The sequence below is a fragment of the Gordonia phosphorivorans genome, from assembly GCF_042432625.1.
Lineage (GTDB): Bacteria > Actinomycetota > Actinomycetes > Mycobacteriales > Mycobacteriaceae > Gordonia > Gordonia phosphorivorans.
Window position 1 is genome coordinate 63,194 of sequence record NZ_JBHLWV010000027.1, and the last position, 19,680, is coordinate 82,873.

Sequence of the window (19,680 nt, forward strand, 5' to 3'; positions counted from 1 at the left end):
GTGGGTAACGAGCGGATAGAGTCGTGGTGTGTCTGCTGAGTCGTCGGTGAGCCGACCGGACGTCGTGAACGACGGTCCGGCCGCAGCCGACGGACAATCCCCGCGGCCCAAGTCCAAGCGGCGGGGCCGACGCCGTGGCCGTCGTCGCGGTAAAGGCAATGGTCAACAGGCCGCGGCGACCCCCGCAGCGACCACCGCTGCCGGCGGGGACAAGGCCGCGGCCGCCCCGCCGAACACCCACGGCGAGGAGCCGTCCGCTCCGCCCGCCGGACCCAAGCCCTCGGATCTGGCCGCGATGCCGCGAACCCGGCGTCGACCCAGCACCGCGCCGCGGCCGGTCGCCAAGACCGCGAGTCGTAACCAGCGTGGACAGACCCCGGCCGGCGCCGGGCAGTCCGGCCAGTCCGGGCAGCGCCTGCGCACCGTCCGGGAGACCTCCGCCGGCGGCCTGGTCCTGTCGAACATCGACGAATCCTTCGACCAGGTCAAGGCGGTACTGATCGGCCGCATCGATCGGCGCGGTCGAATGATGTGGTCGCTGCCCAAGGGGCACATCGAGACCGGGGAGACCGCCGAGACCACGGCCATCCGGGAGATCGCCGAAGAGACCGGTGTCAACGGCACCATCGTGGCGACCCTGGGCAAGATCGACTACTGGTTCGTCAGCGAAGGCCGCCGCATCCACAAGACCGTGCACCACTACCTGCTGCGGTACACGGGGGGCGAACTGTGCGACGGCGACTACGAGGTCAGCGCCGTGGCCTGGGTGCCGCTGCGCGAGTTGCCCCGACGGCTCACGTATTCTGACGAACGACGGCTCGCTCGAACCGCCGAGACGGTCATCGCCGAACTCCGGGACGATCCGGCCCGGTTGGCGCAGTCCGAAGCCGAGGCCAACCGCACCGAGCCGAACGACTATGAGAAAGCCGCCGCAGCCCGCAACCAGCGCCGCAACGAGCCGCCGGCCAAGCCCCGGCGGCGACGCCGTCGACCGCGACGCGGGGGAGCCGGGAATCGTACCGACGGTGCCGGCTGACCGCGTGCGGTGCTTCGCCGCCCTCCTCGCGAGCACGTTGCTGATCCTCGGTCTGTCGGTCGCCCCCTTCGCCGCGGCGCCCGCCCACGCCGTCGACCCGCGATATGCGACGCTGACCATCACCGAAATCACCCCGTCGACCGTGACCAGCGTCGGCGAGGACGAGGTGCGCGTCCGCGGCCGCCTCACCAACACCTTCGACCGACCCATCAGCAACCTGCAGATCCGCCTGCAACGCGGCGCGCGGGTCGCCACGGCCGTCGCGTTGCGCACGTCGCTGATGGCGCCGTCGACGAACTACTCCGTGCTCAGCGCACCGCTGACGCTCGAGGACACCCTGGCGCCCGGGCAGAGCACCGAGTTCGAACTCAGTGCCCCGCTGAGCGCCCCGAACGGCCTGCAGATCGACACCACCGGCGTCTATCCGCTGCAGCTCAGCGCCTCGGGGGTACCCGAATCCGGGGGAACGGTGCAGGTGGCCCAGTCGCGCACCCAGCTGCCCGTGGTGTCCCTGCCCGCGAACGCCCGCCGCGCCGCCGCCTTCACCGGTGCCGTCGGCGATGGCGACTCGCGGCTGGGGCGCGACGGTTCGGTGGCCCCGGACACCTCCGCCCCCGCGGCCCTCACCCTCATCTGGCCGTTGGCCGCACCCCCGCAACTGGCGCCGGGGATCCTCGGCGGCGGCACCGAGCCGGTGCGACTGATCAGCGATCAGCTCGCCGGTTCCCTGGCCCCCGAGGGTCGTCTCGGCGCCCAGTTGGAGGCCCTGGAGAAGGCCGCCGACGGACTCGACCCCCGGGTGGCGGCCGGCCTGTGCGTCGCCGTCGACCCCGACCTGCTGGTCACCGTGCACGGAATGACGTTGGGCTACGAGGTCAGCAGCGATCCGGCCAATCCCACCTCGAGCACCAAGCCGGGCACCGGCCGGGAGGCCGCGGAGGCCTGGATGGCCAAACTGCGGACCCTCGCCGAGGAGTTGTGCATCACCGCACTGCCCTTCGCCCAGGCCGGTCTGGATTCGCTGGCGACGATCGGCGACGAACACCTGGCGACCACGGCCGTCACCGGCGCCTCCGACATCGTCGACGCCCTCCTGGGGGTCGAATCGCTGCGCGGTGTCACCATCCCCGCGGTCGGCACCCTGTCCGCCTCCGGCCGCGACGTGCTGGCCGCCCACAACCAGCAGGCGGCGGTCGCGTCGTCGGCGGTGGAGCCCGAACGCCTCACCGCGTCCGGCCGCTACCGCTCCGGACCGGTCGCCCTGCAGACCTACGACCTCCCCATCACCGCCGCGCTCGGCGCCGTCGGCACGCAGCCGGTCGTGCCGTCGATCCTGCCGAGCTGGCAGCAGCCCACCCTCGACGACGAATCGCCGGTGAGCCGCCGCCAGGCGGCGGTCGCGGCACTGGCGTTCCCCATGCTCGCGGTCCCCGACACGCCCACCGACGACGCGGCCGATTCGGTGACCGGTCGCAGTGCCTTCGTGATGCCGCCCACGTATTGGTCGCCGACCGTCGACGACGCTCTGGGCCTGCTCAACGCCGCCGACCTGCTGCTGGCCTCCGGGACCGCCGAGCCGCTGGGTCTGCGCGAGCTGACCGCGCAGCTGCCCGCCGCGTCGACCGACACCCGGCTGGTGACGCCCGGCGACGTCGAACCCCTGGTGGCCCAGGGCTTCCCGATCAGTGCCGCCGATGCGGCGGCGGTCCGCGAGAATCTCACACTCAGCGGCGCACTCGAGGGTTCCCTGGTGAAGTCGCCGAACCTCGTCGCCACCCCGCAGTCGTACCTGGCGCCGCTGCGCGAGGACGCGCTCCGCGCCGTCGCCACGCCGCAATCGCAGACCCTGGCGCAGACGCGCGCGTTGCGCTCCCTGCGAATCAACGCGGTCACCGCCACACTGGACCGTATGAAGCAGTCCGTGGCGCTGCTGGACCCCGGAGGCCGGTACACCCTGGCCTCCGAGCGCAGCCCGCTGCTGTTGATCGTGCGGAACGATCTGGCCCTGCCGGTCCGCGTGCGGATGGACATCCAGGCGCCCGACGCGCTCAACGTCGGCGACGTGGGCGTCCAGGAGATTCCGCCGATGGGCACCCGCCAGATCCAGATCCCCACCCGGGCCTCCACCTCGGAACGGGCGACCGTCGAGATCTCGATGCTCACCTCCACCGGCGTCCCGCTCAGTGAGCCGATCTCGCTGTCGATCTACTCCAACGCCTACGGCAAGCCGCTGTTCTGGATCACCATCGTCGCCGGCGTCCTGCTCGTCCTGCTCACCGCCCGACGCCTCTGGCATCGGTTCCGCGGCAAGCCGGATCCGGCCGACGAGGACCGGCCGGAGCCGGACGCCGACTCGCTCCGGCTCGCCTCGGCGCCCTACGCCGAGCGCGTCGAGCGCGCCCGCGAGAATCCCGAGGCGCCACCGCAACCACCCGCCGGCGACCGGGAGAACGACGTATGAGTTCCGATCGCGACCCCCAGCCGCGGCCCCAGGCCCAGTCGGCCGAACCGCACGCCCTCGCGAGCACCGAGATGCTCGCCGAGAACGCCGTCGCCCAGCGACAGGCGGACGACTCCGACGCCTCGGTGATGCGCACCGGCGGTTCCATCGCCGTGGCGACGCTGGTCAGCCGCATCACCGGTTTCATCCGCACCGTCCTGGTCCTGGCCCTGCTCGGCGGCGCGCTGTCGTCGGCCTTCCAGGCCGCGTACGTGCTGCCGAACATGATCGCCGAGGTGGTCCTGGGCGCGGTGTTGACCGCCATCGTGATCCCCGTGCTGGTGCGCGCGGAGATGGAGGACGACGACGGCGGCGCGGGCTTCATCAACCGGATCTACACGCTCACCGTGGTGATCCTCGGTGCGGCGACGGTGATCGCCGTCGTCGCGGCTCCGCTGTTGACCTACCTGAACGTCGGCGACGGCAAGGTCGACAGGCCGCTGACCACGGCATTGGCCTATCTGCTGCTTCCGGCCATCCTGTTCTACGGGCTGTCGGCCCTGTTCATGGCGATCTTGAACATGAAGAACGTGTTCAAGCCGGGCGCCTGGGCCCCGGTGTTGAACAACATCGTCCAGATCGCCACCCTCGTGCTGTTCTTCGTGATGCCCGGTGAGATCAGCCTCAACCCGGTGCGGATGAGCGATCCGAAGCTGCTGGTGCTCGGCGTCGGCACCACCGTCGGCGTGGTGCTGCAGGCCGGCATCCTGCTGCCCTACCTCAAGCGCGCCGGCATCCAGCTCCGCCTGCAGTGGGGGATCGACGCCCGGCTGCGGCGCTTCGGCGGGATGGCCGTCGCGATCATCGCCTACGTCCTGATCCTGCAGGTCGGACTGGTGATCACCTACCGCTTGGCGGCCGCGGCCACCGACTCCGGCATCTCCGTCTACGCCACCCACTGGCAGCTGCTGCAGCTGCCCTACGGCGTCCTGGGCGTCACCATTCTGACCGCGATCATGCCGCGGCTCTCGCGCAACGCCGCGGCCGACGACACCGGCGCGGTGATCGACGACATGTCGTTGGCCACCCGGCTCACCATGCTCGCGCTGGTCCCGACCGTGGTCTACATGACCTTCTTCGGCCCCGCCCTCGGCGTGGCCATCTTCAACTTCGGTCGCTTCGACGAGGGCCAGGCCGCCCAGCTCGGCTCGGTCCTCGCGTGGGGCGCCTTCACCCTCATCCCGTATGCGATGACGCTGGTGCAGCTGCGCGTGTTCTACGCCCGCGAGGACGCCTGGACTCCGACGCTGATGGTGCTGGGCATCACGATCGTCAAGGTGGCGGCGTCGTTCCTCGGGCCCGTGCTGTTCTCCGATCCCGAGCTGGTGGTGCGCTGGCTGGCCTTCTCCAACGGCCTGGGCTACCTGGTCGGCGCCCTCGTCGGCCACTACCTGCTGTACCGGAGGCTGGGCAACGCCAAGATGCGGCACGTGGCCCGGACCACGGCGCTCACCTTCGCCGTGTCGCTGGTGGTGACCGGAGCGGTCTGGGCGGTCGCGCACCTGACGCGTTTCTCGGAGATGGCCACGCAGACCGGCAAGATCGGCTCGATCGCCTACCTCGCCATCACCGGCGTCGTGGTGCTGGCGGTCACCTACCTGTTCCTGGTGGCCCTGCGCATCCCGGACATGGTGACCATCAGCGACACCGTGATGCGGCTCGTCGGCCGGTTCGTTCCGGCGCTGGCACCGTCGGCTCCGTCGGACACCGACGGGACCGAACCGCGCGAATCCACCACGATGACCGTGCAGTTCCCGCGCATCAATCCCGACGAAGCTCTCCCGTACTCTGGTCAAGTAGAGGTTCGGCGACGGTTCGATCGCGGCTCGGCCAGCTGGCAGGAGTACGCGGTGACCAGCGGTGGTGCCGCCGGGGAGACCACCGTCCTGCCGCGCATCGGCGCCGATCCCAGCCAGCCCTTGCCGTCGCAGATGACGACGCGCACCACCTTCCGCAAGCCTCCGGCTGCGCCTGCACGAGGACGACCCCCGATGACCCACACGCCTCCGGCAGCCCCGCAGCCGCGCGGCCCGCGCCTGGTTCCGGGTGCGGCGGTCGCTGGCGGACGGTACCGACTCCTCGAACACCAGGGCGGCACCCGCGGCCTGCAGTTCTGGCATGCGCAAGACAGCCAGCTCGACCGCGAGGTGGGTCTGACCTTCGTCGACCCCGATCAGATCGCACCGCCGTATCGTCCGGAGGATCGCGACACCCAACCCGACGGGCCGCAGGCCATCCTGAACCGCACCCGCCGCCTGGGCCAACTGCACACCGCCGGGGTGGCCCGCGTGCTCGACGTGGTCCGGGGTGCCTCCGGCGGCATCGTGGTGACCGAGTGGATCCCGGGGTCGACGCTGGCGGAGGCCGCGCAGGCCGCACCGTCGGCCACCGGCGCCGCCCGCGCCGTGCGCAGTCTGGCCGCCGGCGCCGAGGCCGCGCACCGGGCCGGGGCCGCGCTGTCCATCGATCACCCGGACCGCATCCGCATCAGCGTCGACGGCGACGCCGTGCTCGCCTTCCCGGCCGTCCTGTCCGACGACGACCGGGCCTCCGACGTGCGGGGACTGGGTGCGGTCCTGTACGCGCTCCTGCTGAATCGGTGGCCGCTGGACGGCGACACCGGCCGCACCGTCATCACCACCGCGCACGACAGCGGGCCTGTCGGCGGCCTCGCGGCGGCCGACCCGGACCCCGCAGGCGACGCCGACCGTCCGGTTCCCCCGGTGCGGGTGCGCCCGGAGATCCCGTTCGAGATCTCCGCGGTGGCCACGCGCGCACTGGAGGGCGGCGCCGGTATCCGGACCGCGGGCACCGTCCAGCACATCCTCGATCAGGCGACGGTGGTGGACCTGGCCACCGACGTGATTCCGCGCATCCCCGACGACCGCACACCGGTGTCGGTGGCGCCGTTGAGCCGGTCCCGCAAGGAACGGTTGCTCGGCGAGGGCGAAGCGGGCAAGCGCAACGGCGCGCTGCTGATCGGCGCCGGGCTGTTCGTGCTGTTCGTCGTGGTCGCCCTGGTGCTGTGGCTCACCAATGCGTTCAGCGGCGACGACCCCAACGACCTCGAGGCGTTCCTGCCGGACAACACCAACAGCGCGCCCGCCACCACCGGCGAAGCCGCTGCGGTGACGCCGCGCGGGGTCACCGTTTTCGATCCCGAGGGCGAAGCGGATACGACGGCGGCCGCGAACGTTAGCCACGTGTTGACCGGGGCCGCACCGCCGTGGAAGACCTCCCAGTACCGCGGCGTCGCCCAGTACGGCGGGCTGAAGAAGGGCCTCGGGCTGATGTTCCGGTTGCCGCAGGGCGCCACCGTCTCCCAGCTCACCGTGGCCACCCCGACCCCCGGATTCACCGTGGAGATCCGGACCTCCGACAAGGCGAAACCGTCGTTGAACGCCACCTCCGTGGTCGGGAGCGGCACCGTCGGCAAGTCGCGCACCACGTTGACGCTGGACGCCCCCGCGAAGGCCGGTTACCTGCTGATCTGGATCACCTCGCTGGCCGAGAACGACGACGGGCTGTATCAGGCGATCATCGAGAAGGTCTCGTTCACCGGTCCGTGAGGGTGCGCGGCGCCCACCCGGGCGGACCGAACACGTAGCCCAGCTTGTCGCGCAGACGATCGGCGCCGGCCACGTCGCGCGCCAGGCTGAGGTATTCGTGCGTCTGCAGCGTGACGATGTTGTAGGTGCCGACCGGCGTGGTGAGGCCGTACGTCGGCCGGAAGCTCTCGCGCGCGAAGCTGCCGAACATCCGATCCCAGAGGATGAAGACTCCGCCGTAGTTGCGGTCCAGGTACTCCGGGTCGCTGCCGTGATGGACCCGATGGTGCGAGGGCGTGTTAAGGACGAACTCCACGGGCCGCCACAGTCGATCCACCCGTTCGGTGTGCACACCGAATTGGTAGATCAGATTGAGCGAGTAGACCGCGAAGACCACGGCCGGCGGAATCCCGAGCAGGGGGAGCGGCAGCCACATGATCATGCTCATCGAGTTGTTCCACTTCTGCCGCAGCGCCGTCGCGAAGTTGTAGTACTCGCTGGAGTGGTGCGCCTGATGCGTGGCCCACACCAGGCGCACCCGGTGCGCGATGCGGTGTTGCCAGTAGAAGAGGAAGTCCAGGGCGACGAAACCGATCACCCACGTGTACCAGGCGTAGATCGGCAGCTCCCACGGTGCGAGGTAGGCGAAGATCGCCGTGTAGCCCAGCAACGCGATCACCTTGGTCACCGCCGACGTGCCGATGGACACCACGCCCATCAGCAGCGAAGCCTGCGTGTCACGTCGGGAATACGAGCCCTTCGGCGGCCGAGACTCCTCGTCGAGGTGCTCCAGTTTGGCGGCCGCCCACAGCTCCAGGCCGAGCATGAGGGCGAAGAAGGGGATCGCCAACACGGTCGGTTCCCGCATCGCCTCGGGGAGAAAGTCGAGCATTCAGTCCTCCGTAACGACGAATTGTCAGCTGATTCTGACATCACCTGCGTTCAGAAGTGAGTGACCTCGGTTTTGGCGTAGGAAAAGTCGATAGTATGTACGCCGATGACGAATGACAGTGAACGGGTCTACCGGGGCGTCAGCGCCGACCAACGCCGCAAGCAGCGCCGTGCTGCCCTCATCGAGGCCGGCCTGCAGCTCTTCGGCACCGAGGGCTACCCGAATGTGCCGGTGAAATTGATCTGCGACGAGGCCGGACTCACCCAGCGCTACTTCTACGAGTCCTTCAGCGAGCGCGAAGCCCTGCTCGATGCCGTCTACCGCTATTGCGTCGACGAGGCCCGGACCGGGATCACCACCGCGGCCCTGGCCTATCTCGCGGAGATCCCCGAGGTGATGGCTGGCGAGCCGATTCCCGACGAGGCCATGCCCGGACTGGCCGATGTGACCTTCGGATCGTTCCTGCATCAGCTGACCTTCGATCCGCGCCGGGCGCGCATCATCTTCATCGAGGTGGTGGGCGTGAGCCCGGCGCTCGAACGACTCCGCATCGGCGCCATCCACGACTGGGCCGATCTGATCCTCAGTTTCACCGCCCCGAACGACCGACAGTCGCCCGAACGCCGCCTGGCCGCCATCGGACTGGTCGGGGCCATCACCCAGCTGCTGGTCGATTGGCAGATGGCCAAGGTGGACCCGATCACCCCGGAATCGGGACCCGAGCTGTTCTCCACGGAAGCCATTCACCGGGTCATCACCTCGATGCTGGTCGCCACCTACGACCACATCCTCCGCGCCGGCCCGACAGATCCGGCACCGGACGCGGCCGTCTAGCGCTGCTGCGACTGTTCCGGCGGCGACTGTTCCTTCGGGGATTGTTTTCCGGGCTTGTTTCTGGGGCCTATTTCGGGGGCAGGGCCTCGGTGAGCGCCGCCACCACCTCGGGAAGATCGTCGACGACGAACTCCCACTGCGAACCGTCGCCGAGGGTGATGCACAGGCGCTCGATTCGCCGGGCGAACCGCCCGCCCTGCCCCGGCGCGGTCCCGATCGCCGCCACATGCTTGGTGGCCACCGAGAAACGCAAGCCGTCCACGCGGGCGGCGAGCCCCTTGGGCTCGAAGGTGATGTGGGTCCGGGTCAGGATCAGTTGACCGCCGGCGAGGCCACGCCCCACCGGGCGACGAGCCTTCCAGGCCCGCAGCGGCGCATCGTCGTTCATGCCACGAATCTACCGTTGCCCGCCCGGACTCACCTCGTTCGCCGTCGCGGGAACACCACCACCTAGGCTGGTGTTGAGCTAAACGACCCATCCACCCCGCAGCACGGAGGACCAATGACCGAGACCGACAACACGATCCACGACCTGATCATCGTCGGATCCGGGCCGGCCGGTTATACCGCCGCGATCTACGCGGCACGCGCGGAACTCAAGCCTCTTGTCTTCGAAGGCATTTCGTACGGTGGCGCGCTGATGACCACCACCGATGTGGAGAACTTCCCGGGTTTCCGCGAAGGCATCCAGGGGCCGGACCTGATGGAGCAGATGCGCGAGCAGGCACAGCGGTTCGGCGCCGATCTGCGGACCGAGGACGTCGACGCCCTGCGCCTGGAAGACGAGATCAAGGAGGTCGAGGTCGCCGGTGACGTGTACCGGGCGCGCGCGGTCGTGCTCGCCATGGGCGCAGCCGCCCGCTACCTCGACGTGGTGGGCGAGCAGGACTTCCTCGGCCGCGGTGTGTCGTCCTGCGCTACCTGTGACGGCTTCTTCTTCCGCGACCAGGACATCGTCGTGGTCGGCGGCGGCGACTCGGCGATGGAAGAGGCCACCTTCCTCACCAAATTCGCCCGCAAGGTGACCCTGGTGCACCGCCGCGACGAGTTCCGCGCCTCCAAGATCATGCTCGAGCGGGCACGCGCCAACGAGAAGATCGAGTTCCTGACCAACGCCACCGTCTCTGAGGTCAAGGGCGGCAACGGTGTGGAGGAGCTCGTGATCACCGACACCCGCACCGGCGAGACCAGCACCCTGCCCGCCACCGGCATGTTCGTCGCGATCGGCCACGACCCGCGCAGCGAACTCGTCCGCGGCCAGGTGGAGCTCGACGAGGACGGCTACGTCCAGGTGGACGGCCGCTCCACGCGGACCGCACTGCCGGGCGTCTTCGCCTGCGGCGACCTCGTGGACCACACCTACCGTCAGGCGATCACCGCGGCCGGCAGCGGCTGCAGCGCGGCGATCGACGCAGAACGCTGGCTCGCCGCCCGCGAGTCCTGAATCACTCGACCTCCGAAGGAGAACCCCATGGGCGCCCACACGATCGACGTCACCGATGCCACCTTCCAGAGCACGGTGCTCGAATCCGACAAACCTGTCCTGGTGGATTTCTGGGCCACCTGGTGCGGCCCGTGCAAGATGCTCTCGCCCGTGGTCGAGGAGATCGCACGCGACCACGGCGACGCTCTGACCGTCGCCAAGATCGACGTCGACGCCAATCCGATCACCGCTCGTGACCTGCAGATCATGGCGGTGCCGAGCCTCATCCTGTTCCAGGGCGGCAAGGCGGTGACCACGATGCGCGGCGTCAAGTCCAAGGCCGCGATCCTCCGCGAGCTGGCGCCGGTGCTCGGCACCGACTAGCCCCGGACGGCATTCGGCCGGATCATTTGTCGGGGCCGTCGGGAACCTGAGAGAATGAGCGGTGTCCTGGACGCTGTGGACTGAGGTCCCGGTGTTCGGAGATCAAATGAGGGAAGCGGGTTTTGTATGGCGACGTTGCGGCCGGGGGACAGGGGCTCGGGGGTGGCCGAGATCCGTGCCATTCTCGTCGGACAAGGTCTGCTTGCCGCATCGGATCCCGCGGGGGACCTGTTCGACGCGGCCTGCGAACGAGCGGTACGCGCCTTTCAGCAGCAACGGGGCCTCATGGCCGACGGCATCGTCGGACGTTCCACCTACGCCGCGCTTCGGGAAGCCTCCTACCGTCTCGGCAGTCGTGTGCTCACCTACCGCCTGTCCGCACCGATGTCCGGCGACGACGTGGCCACCCTGCAGGGACGACTGCAGAACCTCGGCTACTACCACGGTCTGGTGGACGGCATCTTCGCCGAGACCACCCACGACGCCGTCCGGCTGTACCAGGCCGAGTACGGCCTCACCTCCGACGGCATCTGCGGTCCGGCCACGCTGCTGTCCCTCAACCGCCTCGGTTCACGCGTGACCGGCGGCTCGCCGCATGCGATCCGTCAGGAGGAGCTGGTCCGCGATTCCGGGCCGCAGCTGACCGGCAAACGCATTCTGATCGACCCGTACGGTGTGGAGGCCGGGGAGACGGAGAAGATCATTCTCTGGGACCTGGCGGCCCGTCTGGAGGGCCGTATGGCCGCCGCCGGGATGACCACGTCGCTCTCGCACGACCGCACGGCCTCACCGACCGACGACGACAAGGCGCGCATCGCCAACGTCATCGACGCGGACCTGATGATCTCGCTCCGGCTGGGCCGCTACCGCAACGATCAGGCGCACGGCACCGCGAGCTTCTACTTCGGCAACCACCACGGCTCCTATTCGACGATCGGCCGCCACCTCGCCGGCTACATCCAGCGCGAAGTGGTCGCACGGACGCAGCTGCGCGACTGCCGGGTGCATGAGCGCACCTGGAATCTATTGCGGCTCACCAGGATGCCGACGGTGATGCTGGACGTCGGTTACATCACCAATCCCTCCGACGCGGCGCTCCTGAGCTCACCGGAGTTCCGAGACACCATCGCCGAGGCGATCCTCGTCGCGGTCAAGCGGCTCTACCTCCAGGGCCAGAACGACCGCCCCACGGGGACGTACACATTCGCCGATCTGCTTGCGGCAGAACGTCTTTCGTACTGATCTGCGCCGCAAGGCGGTGCGCTGAGTTCAGTGCACCGCCTGCAGCGAGATGCTCTCGGAGATCACCAGCTTCGACAGGGCCTGTTCCACCTGGCTCTTCCAGCCCAGACCTTCGTGAAGGTCTAGTCGCAGCCGCGGCAGATACTGATCCTCGGCCACCACGTCGAAGCCCGAGGCCATCAGGAAGTCGGTCGACATCAGACACTCGTCGCATACGTTGCCGGACACCCCGCCGCCGAGCAGCAGAGTGACCAAGTCCTTCGCCAGCTCCGCGTCGGACGCCGAGTAGCCGAACGCTTCGATCGCCCGCACCCCGCGGCCGACCACATCGGCCACCACCGCGTCCAGCAGCAGGGGAGCGGCCTCGTCGAAGCCGGGTTCCGTGGTGATCTTGGTGAGCAAGACCGCGTCCGCACTCACCGGCGCCGTGGGGAATCGCTTCCCGCGGGGCACCCGGCCGGGCGGTGCGTAGAACGCGGTGCCGACCACCCGACCGGTGGTCGACTCGGTCGCGATCTGACAGCACGTGCCCCATTCGAGGAGCACACCCGACACCCAGGCTTCCTTGTCGAACTCGCTCTCGAACCCGCCCAGCGAACCGGTGAAGGCGTCGTCGAGCGTATCGGTCACCCCGTCCGGGTCGACCTCCCAGAAGACGCAGCGGCGCGTGTGGAGCGGGAGCCGATCGAACCCCTCCAGCTCCATCGGCGTGACGGAGACCCCCATCGCGTCCGTCTCCTCTCGGTCTCAGTTTCGCAGGGCGAAAACGGTTTCTGTCACAGTGACGTTGGCCGCGGGTGGTTGCCGTATCGGTGTTCCGCGGCACCAAAATTACTGCTGTTGCTCGGCGATCACTCCCACGATCCGCTCCAGGTCGTCCACCGAGCCGAACTCGATGACCACCTTGCCCTTCCGCTTCGAGAGGCTCACCGTCACCTTGGTGTCGAGACGATCGGCCAGACGATCGGCCACGTCCTTCAGGCCCGGCATCTGCATCGGCGGCCGACGCTTGGTCGGGGTGGGGGAGTCCGGCACACCGTCGTGATTGGCGATCGTCACCGCCTCCTCGGTGGCCCGGACCGACAGCCCCTCGGCCACGATGCGGGCCGCCAACGCCTCCTGCGCCTCCGCGCCGGCATCGAGCGCCAGCAGTGCACGCGCATGCCCCGCGGACAGGACGCCGGCTGCGACCCGGCGCTGGACCGGAATCGGGAGCTTGAGCAACCGGATCATGTTGGTGATGACCGGTCGCGAACGCCCCAGTCTGTTCGCCAACTCCTCGTGCGTCACCTCGAATTCGTCGAGCAACTGTTGGTAGGCGGCGGCCTCTTCCAACGGATTCAGCTGTGCGCGATGGATGTTCTCCAGCAACGCATCCCGCAGCATGTCGCTGTCACTGGTCTCCCGCACGATGGCCGGGATGCGTTCGAGGCCGACGTTGGTGCTCGCGCGCCAACGTCGCTCGCCCATGATCAGCTGGTATCGGATTCCCTCGGCCGTGACCTCCGGAAGCTCCCGCACCACGATCGGCTGCATGAGTCCGAACTCGCGAATCGAGTGTTCCAGTTCGGCCAGGGCCTCCTCGTCGAACACCGTTCGCGGCTGCTCCGGGTTGGGCTCGATCTCCCCGGGCGGGATCTCCCGGTACACCGCACCCACCTCGTCGACCGTCGGAGCGGGCTCAAGGAGCACTCCACCGCCGAGCAGGACGTCCGCGGCGGCACTGCCCATCCGAGTGGTGTTGATCCCTTGGCGCTTGGCCTTGGGGCCCGCGCTCTTGGGGACGCTGGTGTGCGGGGCCGCTGAAGTCTGGGCGCCTGGAGTCTGGGCCATCGCTGTGGTGCCGCGGTCGTCCGTCTCCGGTGCCGCCGGACCGGTGTCGACCGGTCCCGTGGGGATCAGGGCCGCCAGGCCTCGCCCGAGCCCGCCTCGCCGCTGATTGTCCCGCTGCGTCACTGTGCCTTCTCCTTCAGAACCTGCATGGCCAACTCCCGCGAGGCGTCCAGATAGCTCATGGCGCCACGTGAACCCGGGTCGTAGTCGATGATCGTCATGCCGAAGCCGGGGGCCTCCGAGATCTTCACGCTCCGCGGAATGATCGTCTGCAGCACCTTGCCGCCGAAGTGCGACCGCACCTCGGCGGCCACCTGATCTGCCAGCTTGGTCCGGCCGTCGTACATGGTCAGCAGAATCGTGGATACGTGCAGCTCGCGATTCAGATGCGCCTGAATCAGTTCGATGTTGCGGAGCAGCTGGCCCACACCTTCCAGGGCGTAGTACTCACACTGAATCGGGATCAGCACCTCCCGGGCCGCCACCATCGCATTGACGGTGAGCAGGCCCAGGGACGGCGGGCAGTCGATGAGAACATAGTCGATACCCAGCTCGTCGAGCACGGCGTCGTCCAACGCGTTGCGCAGTCGGCTCTCACGAGCGACCACCGAAACCAGCTCGATCTCGGCTCCCGCCAGGTCGAGCGTCGACGGCACACAGAACAACCGCGGGTTCGACGGCGACTGCTGGATCGCCTCCCGCAGCGACACATCGTCGAGAAGCATCTCGTACACCGACGCAATACCCGGCTTGCGATGATCGATGCCCAGCGCGGTGCTCGCGTTGCCCTGCGGATCCAGGTCGATCACCAGCACGCCCAGCCCGTGCAGAGCCAGTCCCGCCGCCAGGTTCACCGCCGAGGTGGTCTTGCCGACGCCACCCTTCTGGTTCGCGACGGTCATGATTCGCCGCGTGGCCGGCCGGGGGAGGGTACCGGTTCCGCCGGGCGTCAGGATCTGACTGGCTCGCTCCGCGGCGGCGGCGATGGGAGTGTCGCCCAGTGCCGCGGCATCCTTCGACAACTGTGTTCCACGTGAAACCGCCCCCTGCGACTCGCTCCTGCTGTGGTTCGCCACGTCGACACCCCTCTGGTCGTTGTCTCTATTCTGCGTCTTACGCCGGAAGGAAACCAACCGTCAGCCCCTTCTCTTCTGACGACGCTCCGCACGCCGCTGCGCCCGCCGATCGCCGGCGGTCTCCACGCGCGAAGCGATCAGCACGGTGGTCGGCTCGCTCAGCCGCGCTCCCACCTCGCGCGTGGTGAGCTCCTTGAGCCCGACGCGCGCCGCAGCCTCCCGATGCTCGACGATCTCCTCACCGGCGGTGCGTCCCTTCAGCGCCACCAATTGACCACCGACCCGGATCAGGGGAGCGGACCACCGCGCCAATCGATCCAGGGGAGCCACCGCGCGCGAGGTGACGACGTCCCCGGAAACCACGACGTCGATCACCGCCTGCTCCTCGGCCCGACCCCGGACCACGGTGACATTGTCGAGACCGAGCGCCTCCACGACCTCGTCGAGGAAGGTGGTGCGCCGCAGCAATGGATCGATCAGCACCACGTCGAGATCCGGTCGAGCAATGGCAAGGGGGATACCCGGGAATCCGGCACCGCTGCCGATGTCGATCACTCGGAGGTCGGGTCCGATCGCCTCGGCGACCGCCGCACTGTTCAGCACGTGCCGCGTCCACAGCCGGGCCGGCTCGCTCGGGCCGATCAACCCGCGCAGAACACCTTCCTCGCTGAGGATCTGGACGTACTGATCCGCCAACCCCACTCGGTCGCCGAAGACCTCCACGGCGACCTCGGGGCGCGGTTCACAACCTTCGGTTGTCTGATTCACGCCACCACTCCTTTTGTCTGCCTCCACTGTTTCACGTTGAACCGACACCCACCTAGTCGAGTCACGTATCTCCCCGTTTCGCGGGGCAGACCGGCGGGGGAGGGGAGCGTTTCACGTGAAACTCACCGGCCGAACGTGTGGCCGCGAGTTGCGGGCGCGGAGCCTGTTGGCCATTCCCGGCAGCCCGAAATCGCGAGGACGACGATCAGGAAGTCGTCCGTCACAGTGACGCATCGAGCCCCTTGCCCCGACCCACACCCTTTCCACGTGAAACTCGACCCCCATCGCCCTCGCCGCCTCCGCCGTCCGCGCGCACCCAACGGCGACCGCTCCATCCGGAAGTGGGGCGCAAGCACCAGCGCGGCGGTTCCACGTGAAACACCCAGCCCCGGCGCAGCCCCTACGTTCCACGTGAAACGCCTCGAACTACATCGATGTCATTCCCAGACCCGAGTGAACACCCGCGTCCTTCCACCGGGATGCGAAAGGCCCCGGCCGAAGCCGGGGCCTGTCACGCTGGATGGCGACTGGGGTCAGCCCTTCAGGACCACCACGCGCCGCTTGGGCTCAGCGCCCTCGCTCTCGCTGTAGACGCCGTCCACTGCGGCCACCGCATCGTGAACGATCTTCCGCTCGAACGGGGTCATCGGATCGAGCTGCTCACGCTCACCCGAGTCCCGAACCCGCTCGGCCACCTCGGTGCCGAGAGCGGCGAGCCGCTCCCGACGCGTCGCCCGCCAGCGGGCGATGTCCAGCATCAGGCGGCTGCGGTCGCCCGTCGCCTGCTGCACCGCCAGGCGCGTGAGCTCCTGGAGCGCATCCAGGATCTCGCCCTTGCGGCCGACCAGCTGATCCAGATCCTCGCCGCCGTCGATGCTGACGATCGCACGGTCGCCGTCCACATCCAGATCGATGTCGCCGTCGAAGTCGAGCACGTCGAGCAGCTGCTCGAGGTAGTCGCCGGCGATCTCGCCTTCTTCGACCAGACGGTCCTCATCGTCGTCGGCGGGGGAGTCGACGAGGTTCGTGTCCTCGACGGCCTCGTCCTCGATCTGATCGGGTGTTGCTTGCTCTGTCATTTCCGATACCTCACTTGATTCACGAGAAGTTCACTGGGGCCGGGCTAGCGTCCGCCGCGGCGGTTCTTCTTGCCCTTGCGCGGCTGTCCGGGCCGGTGCCCCTTGACGCCCTGCTGCTTGGTCGTCTGCGGGGCCGGGGTCGCGTCCTTGGCCACTGCCGTCTCCGGCACGCGTCGCTCGGCCTCGGTCCGCGACTGCGGTCCGGTATGCGCTCCGGGGCTCAGCACCGAGTCGCTCAGCGCTGCTGCCGACTCCTGCACGGCGGCGGAAGCACCGACCTTCTTGCCGTGCGCGAGCACGGCGGCCTCGTGCCACCCCTGCGCGGCGGCGACGTGATCCGGGTCGACACCCGAGGCCTCGCCCAGGAGCGAGACGCCTTCGCGGCCTTCCAACTCACGCGCCGTCTTCTCCGCGGCCGGCACCGACGACAGCTTCCAGCCGCCGTCCGACGGGGCAGCGGCGATCAGCTTCACCTGAGCCAGTTCGAACTTGTAGCCGTTCACATCGACGCCGGCCTCGGAACCCGCCGCTTCGGCCTGCTCGAGGATGCGGTTGTAAATCTGCGCGGCCTGGCGCGCGTAGATGCGGGCCTCGTCGTACTTGCCGGCACGGAACATCGCGGTGGCCACCATGCGGGCCCAGTCCGCCCGGCGGTCGTGGCCCACCTCGGGCACCGCTGCGTCCGGGTTGGCTTCGTCCCAGGCCTCTTCGTAGGCCGTCAGAATGCCGTTGTCCTCACGCATCACGGTGTTCAGGCGGGCATCGTGGCCGTCCCGGAGCCAGGCGAGGAGCTGCTGACGACGCAGGGTGAGGTAGGCGTCCAGAGCGCCCATCTCGGCGTCCTCGGCGGTCGCCTCGGTGCGCGCGGCATCGGTCCACTGGAACGCCAGGGAGGCACGCAGCTCGGCGTCGTCGGACAGACGGATCAGCTCGTCGGCGGCCTGCACCAGACCGTTGCGATCCTTGTAGACCCATTCGGCGTTGCGCTGCCCGAACCGGGTCACCTTGCGGAACTCGCCCACGGCGTCGCCCACGCGGCCCTCGGCGAGGGCGATGTATCCGCGGTCCATGGCCTTGCCCGGAGCGAAGTTGCCCGGCAGCGGACGCTCGCCCGGTCGGGGAGCGGAGGCACGACGCTTCTCGTCCCGGATCGCCTTCTCGTGATCCTCTTCCTTGGCGATACGACCGAAGACGATGTGCTGCTGCACGTAGGTCCAACCGTTATTCGAGACCCAGTACAGAAGGATCGCGACGGGGAAGAACGGTCCGGTGACCAGAATGCCGAGCGGGAAGACCCACAGGGACAGGCGGTTCATGATGCGGGTCTGCGGGTTCTCCAGGGCTTCCGGATTCTGCCGGGACACCGAAGCGCGCGAGTTCATGTGCGTGGCGAACGAGGCCACGATCATCAGCGGGACCACCACCGCGGCGATACCCAGGCGGGTGAAGTCGATCTCCGCGCCCTTCTCGACGAAGGCCTGGAACTCGGTGACCGGTTCGGTCACGTACGACGACAGCGGAACGCCGAAGAGTCGGGCGTCCAGAAAGTTCTGCACCTGGTCCGCGCTGAACGCGTAGTTGCCCATCGAACGAGTCTCTTCGGCACTCATGCCGAGCTGACCCATGCCGGTACCCATCCGGTTGAACGACCGGAGGACGTGGAACAGACCGATGAACACCGGAATCTGCAGCAGCATCGGGAGGCAACCGAGGAGCGGATTGAATCCGTGGTCCTTCTGGAGCTTCTGCATCTCCTCGGTCATCTTCACGCGATCGTTCTTGTACTTCTTGCGGATCGCCTGCATCTGAGGATTGATTTCCTGCATCTTCTTCGTCGTGCGAATCTGCTTGACGAAGGGCTTGTACAGAATGGCGCGCAGCGTGAAGACCAGGAAGACCACCGAGAGGGCCCACGCGATGCCCGACCAGCCGGGGCTGTCCGGGGTGAGCTTGTCGAACACCCAGTGCCAGACCCACATGATCCAGGACACCGGGTAGTAGATGAAGTTGAGCACGGCTCACTGACCCCTATCTGACATAGCTTGTCCACCGTCTCCGGTGGCGCCATTGGTATGGGAAGTCTGGGTATCCCGGTCGCGGCGACGCGGACGCCGCTCGGGGACCGGGTCGTAACCGGGCTTGTGCCACGGTCCACATTTGAGAAGACGCCAGATCGACAGCAGAGACCCGTACACGAAACCGCGCTTGGCCAATGCTTCGACGGCGTAGGTACTGCAGGTGGGCTCGAACCGGCAGGTCGGCATCCGCATCGGTGAGACCCACGTCCGGTACAGCTCGATCACGAAGATGAGGGCCCGTCGCGGGAACGCGTACAGCGTGGCTCCGAGCGAAGTCATCGGGGCACCGGTTCAGCGGCCGCGAAAGCAGCGGTCACCTTGCGATGCTCGAATCCGCGACGGAGCTGCCGTTCGAACTCGCGGGACGAGCAGTGCGCAGCACTCGGACGGGCGCGGACCACCACGAAGACGTCCGACGTCGCCAGAGCGGTCCGACTCTCGGCGAAGGCATGGCGCAGCCGTCGCGCCACCGCGTGTCGCGTCACGGCGTTGCCGACCTTCTTGGAGACGATCAACCCGAGGCGCGGTCCCCCGAAGGCGGCCACGTCACTGCGGGCGCCGCTGGGGTCGGGCCAACGAGCCGGAATCGGCAGCACGTTGATCGTCAGATCACGCGCCGAAACCCGCACGCCCTGATCGAGTGTGCGGGTGAATTCGGAACTGCGCTGCAGTCGCGTTGAGTCAGCGGACACCGGTGGGGCCGACCCGACTCTCAGCAGCTCAGGCGGTGAGCTTGGCGCGGCCCTTGCGACGACGACCGGTCACGATGGCACGGCCGGCACGCGTCCGCATACGCAGACGGAAGCCGTGCACGCGGGCACGACGGCGGTTATTGGGCTGGAAAGTGCGCTTCCCCTTAGCCATGGGAACTCCTCGTTCTCGTTACAACTGTGGTCTACGGCCCGCATGGATCCAGCGGCGCAGACCGCGTTGGATCCAGACAAGCCGGATCCACCTCAGCCATGCTCGGGCGACCTGTCGAGACTA

General features: G+C 68.4%; 17 protein-coding genes and 1 pseudogene. 7 read left to right on the forward strand and 11 right to left on the reverse strand.

Annotated elements, in window-relative coordinates; all coding sequences use genetic code 11:
- Positions 1-28 precede the first annotated feature (28 nt).
- Genes ACFFJD_RS14645 through murJ form a run of 3 tightly spaced genes read left to right on the forward strand, consistent with a single transcriptional unit; the run spans position 29 to position 7,105 of the window.
- On the forward strand, positions 29-1,036 hold the full coding sequence (locus tag ACFFJD_RS14645; protein ID WP_382365439.1) for an NUDIX hydrolase: 1,008 nt from the start codon (positions 29-31) through the stop codon (positions 1,034-1,036).
- Positions 1,026-3,497: a DUF6049 family protein gene (locus tag ACFFJD_RS14650; RefSeq protein WP_382365441.1), complete on the forward strand. Its 2,472-nt coding sequence runs from the start codon at positions 1,026-1,028 to the stop codon at positions 3,495-3,497. Before ACFFJD_RS14645 ends, ACFFJD_RS14650 begins: the two co-directional genes overlap by 11 nt.
- Entirely contained in the window at positions 3,494-7,105 is a 3,612-nt protein-coding gene (gene murJ / locus ACFFJD_RS14655) for a murein biosynthesis integral membrane protein MurJ (protein ID WP_382365443.1), read from the forward strand. The genes ACFFJD_RS14650 and murJ overlap by 4 nt, the downstream gene beginning before the upstream one ends.
- On the opposite strand, the gene ACFFJD_RS14660 is transcribed toward murJ, so the two are convergent.
- A complete protein-coding gene (locus ACFFJD_RS14660; protein ID WP_382365445.1) occupies positions 7,092-7,976 on the reverse strand; it encodes a sterol desaturase family protein in 885 nt (294 codons plus the stop codon). The genes murJ and ACFFJD_RS14660 overlap by 14 nt on opposite strands.
- A gap of 105 nt (positions 7,977-8,081) precedes the next feature.
- On the opposite strand from ACFFJD_RS14660, the gene ACFFJD_RS14665 reads away from it, so the two are divergent.
- A complete protein-coding gene (locus ACFFJD_RS14665; RefSeq protein ID WP_382365447.1) occupies positions 8,082-8,810 on the forward strand; it encodes a TetR/AcrR family transcriptional regulator in 729 nt (242 codons plus the stop codon).
- A gap of 67 nt (positions 8,811-8,877) precedes the next feature.
- Here the strand turns inward: ACFFJD_RS14665 and ACFFJD_RS14670 are convergent, their stop codons facing one another.
- Complete coding sequence (locus ACFFJD_RS14670; protein ID WP_382365449.1) at positions 8,878-9,198, reverse strand: hypothetical protein; 321 nt, start codon at positions 9,196-9,198, stop codon at positions 8,878-8,880.
- 114 nt (positions 9,199-9,312) lie between these two features.
- On the opposite strand from ACFFJD_RS14670, the gene trxB reads away from it, so the two are divergent.
- The 3 genes from trxB (at position 9,313) to ACFFJD_RS14685 (ending at position 11,859) form a co-directional block, all read left to right on the forward strand.
- Complete coding sequence (trxB, locus tag ACFFJD_RS14675; protein ID WP_382365451.1) at positions 9,313-10,254, forward strand: thioredoxin-disulfide reductase; 942 nt, start codon at positions 9,313-9,315, stop codon at positions 10,252-10,254.
- A 27-nt stretch (positions 10,255-10,281) separates the two neighbouring features.
- Positions 10,282-10,617 (forward strand): thioredoxin, encoded by a 336-nt coding sequence (trxA, locus tag ACFFJD_RS14680; RefSeq protein WP_382365453.1) that lies wholly within the window; start codon positions 10,282-10,284, stop codon positions 10,615-10,617.
- Positions 10,618-10,743: 126 nt separating this feature from the next.
- Entirely contained in the window at positions 10,744-11,859 is a 1,116-nt protein-coding gene (locus ACFFJD_RS14685; RefSeq protein ID WP_382365455.1) for an N-acetylmuramoyl-L-alanine amidase, read from the forward strand.
- 27 nt (positions 11,860-11,886) lie between these two features.
- Here the strand turns inward: ACFFJD_RS14685 and ACFFJD_RS14690 are convergent, their stop codons facing one another.
- The 9 genes and pseudogenes from ACFFJD_RS14690 to rpmH form a co-directional block, all read right to left on the reverse strand.
- Positions 11,887-12,585, reverse strand: a complete 699-nt coding sequence (locus tag ACFFJD_RS14690) for a hypothetical protein (protein ID WP_382365457.1) — start codon at positions 12,583-12,585, stop codon at positions 11,887-11,889.
- 105 nt (positions 12,586-12,690) lie between these two features.
- Positions 12,691-13,815, reverse strand: coding sequence for a ParB/RepB/Spo0J family partition protein (locus ACFFJD_RS14695; protein ID WP_382365459.1), 1,125 nt, complete (start codon positions 13,813-13,815; stop codon positions 12,691-12,693).
- Positions 13,812-14,714, reverse strand: a complete 903-nt coding sequence (locus tag ACFFJD_RS14700) for a ParA family protein (protein ID WP_382365461.1) — start codon at positions 14,712-14,714, stop codon at positions 13,812-13,814. The genes ACFFJD_RS14695 and ACFFJD_RS14700 overlap by 4 nt, the downstream gene beginning before the upstream one ends.
- Positions 14,715-14,828: 114 nt before the next feature.
- Complete coding sequence (gene rsmG, locus ACFFJD_RS14705; protein WP_382365463.1) at positions 14,829-15,536, reverse strand: 16S rRNA (guanine(527)-N(7))-methyltransferase RsmG; 708 nt, start codon at positions 15,534-15,536, stop codon at positions 14,829-14,831.
- Positions 15,537-16,069: 533 nt separating this feature from the next.
- Positions 16,070-16,615, reverse strand: a complete 546-nt coding sequence (locus tag ACFFJD_RS14710) for a Jag family protein (protein WP_382365465.1) — start codon at positions 16,613-16,615, stop codon at positions 16,070-16,072.
- A gap of 1,100 nt (positions 16,616-17,715) precedes the next feature.
- Positions 17,716-18,630, reverse strand: a pseudogene (gene yidC, locus ACFFJD_RS14715) (membrane protein insertase YidC); the annotation flags it as partial.
- A 3-nt stretch (positions 18,631-18,633) separates the two neighbouring features.
- On the reverse strand, positions 18,634-18,972 hold the full coding sequence (gene yidD / locus ACFFJD_RS14720; protein WP_382365467.1) for a membrane protein insertion efficiency factor YidD: 339 nt from the start codon (positions 18,970-18,972) through the stop codon (positions 18,634-18,636).
- Complete coding sequence (rnpA, locus tag ACFFJD_RS14725; RefSeq protein WP_382365469.1) at positions 18,969-19,385, reverse strand: ribonuclease P protein component; 417 nt, start codon at positions 19,383-19,385, stop codon at positions 18,969-18,971. The genes yidD and rnpA overlap by 4 nt, the downstream gene beginning before the upstream one ends.
- Positions 19,386-19,413: 28 nt before the next feature.
- The gene (gene rpmH, locus ACFFJD_RS14730; protein ID WP_246993135.1) at positions 19,414-19,557 is read right to left on the reverse strand and encodes a 50S ribosomal protein L34; all 144 of its coding nucleotides are present in this window, start codon (positions 19,555-19,557) and stop codon (positions 19,414-19,416) included.
- Between the last annotated feature and the right edge of the window lie 123 nt (positions 19,558-19,680).